Annotated in this window: 4 protein-coding genes and 1 pseudogene; all 5 read right to left on the bottom strand. The window is 64.2% G+C overall.

Annotated features, from left to right (window positions below):
- On the bottom strand, positions 1-1,236 hold a 1,236-nt coding region (locus EN742_RS24555; RefSeq protein WP_148670230.1), incomplete at its 3' end, for a Gfo/Idh/MocA family oxidoreductase.
- Positions 1,237-1,448: 212 nt separating this feature from the next.
- Complete coding sequence (gene ugpC, locus EN742_RS24545) at positions 1,449-2,534, bottom strand: sn-glycerol-3-phosphate ABC transporter ATP-binding protein UgpC (protein ID WP_126057343.1); 1,086 nt, start codon at positions 2,532-2,534, stop codon at positions 1,449-1,451.
- 11 nt (positions 2,535-2,545) lie between these two features.
- A complete protein-coding gene (locus tag EN742_RS24540) occupies positions 2,546-3,382 on the bottom strand; it encodes a carbohydrate ABC transporter permease (RefSeq protein WP_126057344.1) in 837 nt (278 codons plus the stop codon).
- Positions 3,379-4,239, bottom strand: coding sequence for a sugar ABC transporter permease (locus EN742_RS24535; RefSeq protein ID WP_126057345.1), 861 nt, complete (start codon positions 4,237-4,239; stop codon positions 3,379-3,381). Before EN742_RS24535 ends, EN742_RS24540 begins: the two co-directional genes overlap by 4 nt.
- Positions 4,240-4,397: 158 nt before the next feature.
- Positions 4,398-4,894 (bottom strand): annotated as a pseudogene (locus EN742_RS24530) (extracellular solute-binding protein); the annotation flags it as partial.

Here is a 4,894-nt window from a genome sequence, read left to right as displayed (position 1 = left end):
GTCGAACAGATTGCCGCCGGCCTCGAAGAAGGCGTCAAGCAGGATCGAACCCGAAGAGAAGGTCCGGAAATCCTCGAAGCCGAGCGCCACCACAGACGTCGGCTTCGGCAGGCCGGGGATGGCGCGCTTGCCGATGGCCTTGCCATCAGTGCGCAGCGGCCGGCCAACGATGGTGTTGAGGCGCTTAGCCGGCTTTTCGATCTCGTACTCCAGCCCAACCGCGGCGCGCCATTTGTCGAGAACACGCAACGTGCCGAGGCTGTCGGCCCAGGACATGCCTGGCCAGGCGAATTCCTGGCGGCCGGCGAGGATCGCCTCGCCGGCACCATCGACCTCGAAGGAATAGACATGGCGCGTCTCGTTGACGCTGATGGTCTCGCGTGCGTGGCCTGCCCGGATCAGGTCGATCCGGCCCTGCCCGACGTCGCGGTTGCCACCGGCGAACCAGAAGTCCGGAACCTCGATGCGACCCTTGGTGCCAAAAATGCGCAGCACATTGTCCTGGTCGAGCGAAATGCTGCAGGAAAGCTCGGCGACGATGCCGCCGGCAAACTGCAGCAGCGCCGAGGCCCACTCGTCGACGCCGGACTGGCCAAGATGTGCCGCCCCCACCACCTTGTCGGGCTCGGTGAAGGGTAACCCTGTCGCGGCGCCGGCGATCAGCCGCGCCATCGACACCGGATAGCCGCCGACGTCGAGGATGCCGCCGCCGGCGAGGTCGTTGGCATAGAGCCGATGCTCCGGCAGGAAGCCCGGCATGGCGAAGCCGAAGCTCGACTTGATCATGCGGACTTCGCCGATGACGCCCGACTTGATCAATTCCACCAGCTTAAGCGTCTGCGGATGCAGCCGGTACATGAAGGCTTCGCCGAGGAAGGTGCCGGCCTTGCGCGCGGCATGGATCATGGCGTCGGCCTCAAAGGCGGTCAGCGCCAGCGGCTTCTCGCACAGCACATGCTTGCCGGCTTCAGCGGCCTTGATCGCCCATTCGGCATGGCCGGGATGCGGTATCGAAATATAGACGGCGTCGACACCATCGTCGGCGAGCAGCGCCTCATAGCCGTCGAGGATGCGCGCGCCCGGGAAGGTTTCGGCGAGCCCCGCCTTGCCGGGGTTGCGGGCACCGAGCGCTACCAGTTCGCCGGTGCGCGACTGCGCCACGCCGCCGGCAAAGGATTTGGCGATGCTGCCGGGCCCGAGAATGCCCCAACGAATCTTTTGCGGTCTGGATGTCATGTCAAATCTCCTGGGGTCGCCGCCACGCATTCGCGATCGGGCAAGAATGGAACCATTTTGTTCGAGCATGATCTTTCCGAAAGCCGGTTCGCGCTTTTCGGGCTCATGCCCTAGAGCGGTTCAACGTTTCTTGGAATCGCCGAACCGCTCTAAGTATTTGTTTTTACGCAATTCCGGACGGAAAACCGTTACACACTTTTCCTGGAATTGCTCTAGCGTATCCGCGCGCCCTTGGTGTCGAAGAGCAGCGCCTTGTCGGCCTTGATCGCCACCGTCAGATGGTCGCCGCTCGCCCGCTGCCTGGATGCCTCGCGCTCGATGATCAGTTCGTCGTCTCCGGCACCGGCGTAGACGTAGCTCACCGATCCGAGATGCTCGGCGACATCGGCCTTGACGGCGATGTCGCAGTCGCCTTTGCCGGCATCGAAGAAGTGTTCCGGCCTGACCCCGAGCACGACCTCGGCGCCGACAGCCGGAGGCGTGCTCTGGAGCGGCTTGCTCAGCCGCGCGCCGGCGTGGTTGACAAGCTCGACCGTCGCCGCGCCCGGCCCGGTCTCGACAACCCTCGCCGGCATGAAGTTCATCTTCGGCGAGCCGATGAAGCCGGCGACGAAGCGGTTGGCGGGATCGTCATAAAGGTCGAGCGGCGCGCCGATCTGCTCGACATTGCCGGCCTTGAGCACGACGATCCGGTCGGCCAGCGTCATCGCCTCGGTCTGGTCGTGCGTCACATAGATCATGGTGACGCCGAGCTCCTTGTGCAGCCGGGAGATCTCGACCCGCATCTGGACGCGCAATTCTGCGTCGAGATTTGAGAGCGGCTCGTCGAACAGGAACACTTGCGGCTCGCGCACGATGGCGCGGCCGATGGCGACGCGCTGGCGCTGGCCGCCCGACAATTGCTTCGGCCGCCGGTGCATCAGCTCGTCGATGCGGAGAATCTCGGCGGCGCGCCTCACCCGCCGCTCGGTGTCGGCCTTCGGGTTGCCGTTCATGCGCAGGCCGAAGCTCAGATTCTGTTTCACCGTCATGTGCGGGTAGAGCGCGTAGGACTGGAACACCATGGCGATGCCGCGCTCAGCCGCCTCGACGTCGTTCACCACCTTGCCGCCGATGGCGATCTCGCCGCCGCTGATGTCCTCCAGCCCGGCGATCATGCGCAGCAGCGTGGACTTGCCGCAGCCGGACGGGCCGACGAAGACGACGAACTCGCCATCGGCGATGTCGATGTTGGCGCCGTGGACGACGCCGAAGCCGCCGAAGCGCTTGACGACATTGTTGAGTGTGACCGCTGCCATCTCGCCCTTTCCTACTTGACGGCGCCGGCGGCGATGCCGGCGATGAAATGACGCTGCAGGAGTACGAAGACGACGAGCATCGGCACGGTCAGCATGACGGCGCCGGCCATGATGCCGCCCCACGACACCTTGGTCAGGCCGATCAGCGTGCCGAGCGCCACCGGTGCGGTCATCGAACCGGGCTGGCTGTTGATCAGCAGCGGCCAGAGATAGTTGTTCCACGAGGCGAGGAAGAGGATGATGGCGAGCGCGGCCAGCATCGGCCGCGCCAAGGGCAGCGCGACGAACAGGAAGATGCGCCACTCCTTGACGCCCTCGACCCGGGCGGCGTCGAACAGATCTGCCGGCATCATCGAGAAGGCCTGCCGCATGAAGAGCACGCCGAGCGAATTGAACAGCGGCGGCACGATCAGCGCGATCCAGGTGTTGGCGAGCTGGAAGTCGCGCGCCACCATGATGAACTGCGGGATCAGCACCACCGAATAGGGCAGTGTGATGGTGCCGAGGATGATCGCCACCACCGCGCCCTTGCCGACAAACTGGTAGCGCGCCAGCGCCCAGCCGGCCATCGAGGTAAGCAGCACCGACAGGAAGGTGTAGGTCACCGCCACCGAAACCGAGATGCCGATGGCGCCGACGAAATTGGTGTCGCGCTGCAGATTGTTGACATTGTCGATGAAATTGTCGTGCGGCAGAAGCTCGATGCCGGGGCTGAAGATGCCGTTGTCGGGCATGGTCGAGAACACCACCATCATCCACAGCGGAAACAGCCAGATCACCGCCAGCGGCGTCAGGAAGAGATGCAGTGCGATTGCGCGACCGAGCCGGCTTTGCGAGCGCGAGGTCATTTCGGGTCCCTCGTCAGCCAGAGCTGCACCAGGGTGATGGCGATGGCGAGCCCCGCCATGGTGTAGGCGACGGCCGAGGCGTAGCCGAAATTCAGCGAGCGGAAGCCCTGGCGGTAGAGCAACAGGCCGAGCGTCTCGGTGCCGCCGCCGGGGCCGCCGCGTTCGGTGATCAGGAACGGCTCGGTGAACAGCTGCATGGTGCCGATGATCGACAGCACGGCGCAGAAGACGATGATCGGCTTCAACAGCGGCAGGGTGATGTAGAAGAACTGCTTGACCTTGCTGACGCGGTCGAGCGTGGCCGCCTCATAGACATCGTCCGGGATGGACTGCAGGCCGGCCAGCAGAATGATGGCGTTGTAGCCGGCCCAGCGCCAGGTCACCGCGATCATGATCAGCGCCATCGCCGGGGTGACGTTGGAGAACCAGTCGACGCTGGGCAGGCCGACGCTGTTCAAGAGCTTGTTGATGATGCCGAAATTGAGGTTGAACATCAGCCGGAACACCGCCGAATAGGCGACCTCGCCGACCACCACCGGGGCGAAGAAGGCGAAGCGGTAGAGGCCGCGGACTTTCAGCAGTGGCGAATTCAACAGCACCGCCATGACGATGGCCAGCGAGATCATCACCGGCACCTGGATGACCAGGATGAGCAGCGTGTTCTTCAGCGCGTTGTAGAAGGCCGGGTCGCCGATCAGCCGGCCCCAGTTGAAGGTCGGCGCGAAGCGCCACGGCACGGTGCGCGTCGCCTGGAAGGAGATCAGGAACGAGCTGATGATCGGCCAGACCCAGAAGATGGAAAAGATCAGCAGATAGGGCGTGAGGAAACGGTAAGCCGTGGCGTTCTGATGGCGCATCGTTTCCTCCCTTTCTGTTTCCTGTCGCGCCTTCTTGATGGGCGCAGTGTTACGCTTGGGGTTTTGCGAAAGCAGCGCCAATTGTTGATCTTGGCGCTGCCCCTCATCCGCCCTTCGGGCACCTTCTCCCCGTTAACGGGAAGAAGGAAACTGGCTGACTACTTCACCGGCAGGCCGGTCGCCGAGGCGATCTGGTTGGCGGCGTCGTCGAGCGCCGCCTTGGCGTCCGGATAGCCGCCGCCCAGATATTTGGTCTGCACCGCGCGCATGATGAGCTCGGCATCGCTCTGGAATTGAGTGCCGCGGCTCGGCACCACCTTGGGCAGGGTGGCGAGGATATCCTTCCACACCGCCTGGCCGCCCCAGTAAGGCAGGCCTTGCGAGACATAGGGGTCGTCGAGCGCCGAGATCAGCGACGGCACCAGGCCGAAATCCTTCAGCATGGTGATCTGGCCTTCATTGGTCTCCAGCGTGTATTTCAGATAGGCGTAGGCCGCTTCCTTGTTCTTCGAGGCCGAGGTGATGGCCAGCGACGAGCCGCCGAGATTGGCGGCGCGCGGGCCGTCGGCGGTCAGGCTCGGCATCGGATAGACGCCCCACTTGCCGTTTTCGCCGGCCGATTCGGTGCGGATGGTGCCCTCATACCAGCCGCCAT

The organism is Mesorhizobium sp. M4A.F.Ca.ET.020.02.1.1, assembly GCF_004022645.1.
In the GTDB taxonomy this organism is placed as follows: domain Bacteria; phylum Pseudomonadota; class Alphaproteobacteria; order Rhizobiales; family Rhizobiaceae; genus Mesorhizobium.
The sequence above is the reverse complement of the archived record's forward strand: the minus strand, read 5'-3'. Positions and strand labels throughout refer to the sequence as shown.

What these genes read in the sequence shown, in the direction of transcription:
- EN742_RS24540 (WP_126057344.1), bottom strand. Translation starts at nt 3,382, where the DNA reads ATGACCTCGCGCTCGCAAAGCCGGCTCGGTCGCGCAATCGCACTGCAT.
- EN742_RS24535 (WP_126057345.1), bottom strand. Translation starts at nt 4,239, where the DNA reads ATGCGCCATCAGAACGCCACGGCTTACCGTTTCCTCACGCCCTATCTG.
- ugpC (WP_126057343.1), bottom strand. Translation starts at nt 2,534, where the DNA reads ATGGCAGCGGTCACACTCAACAATGTCGTCAAGCGCTTCGGCGGCTTC.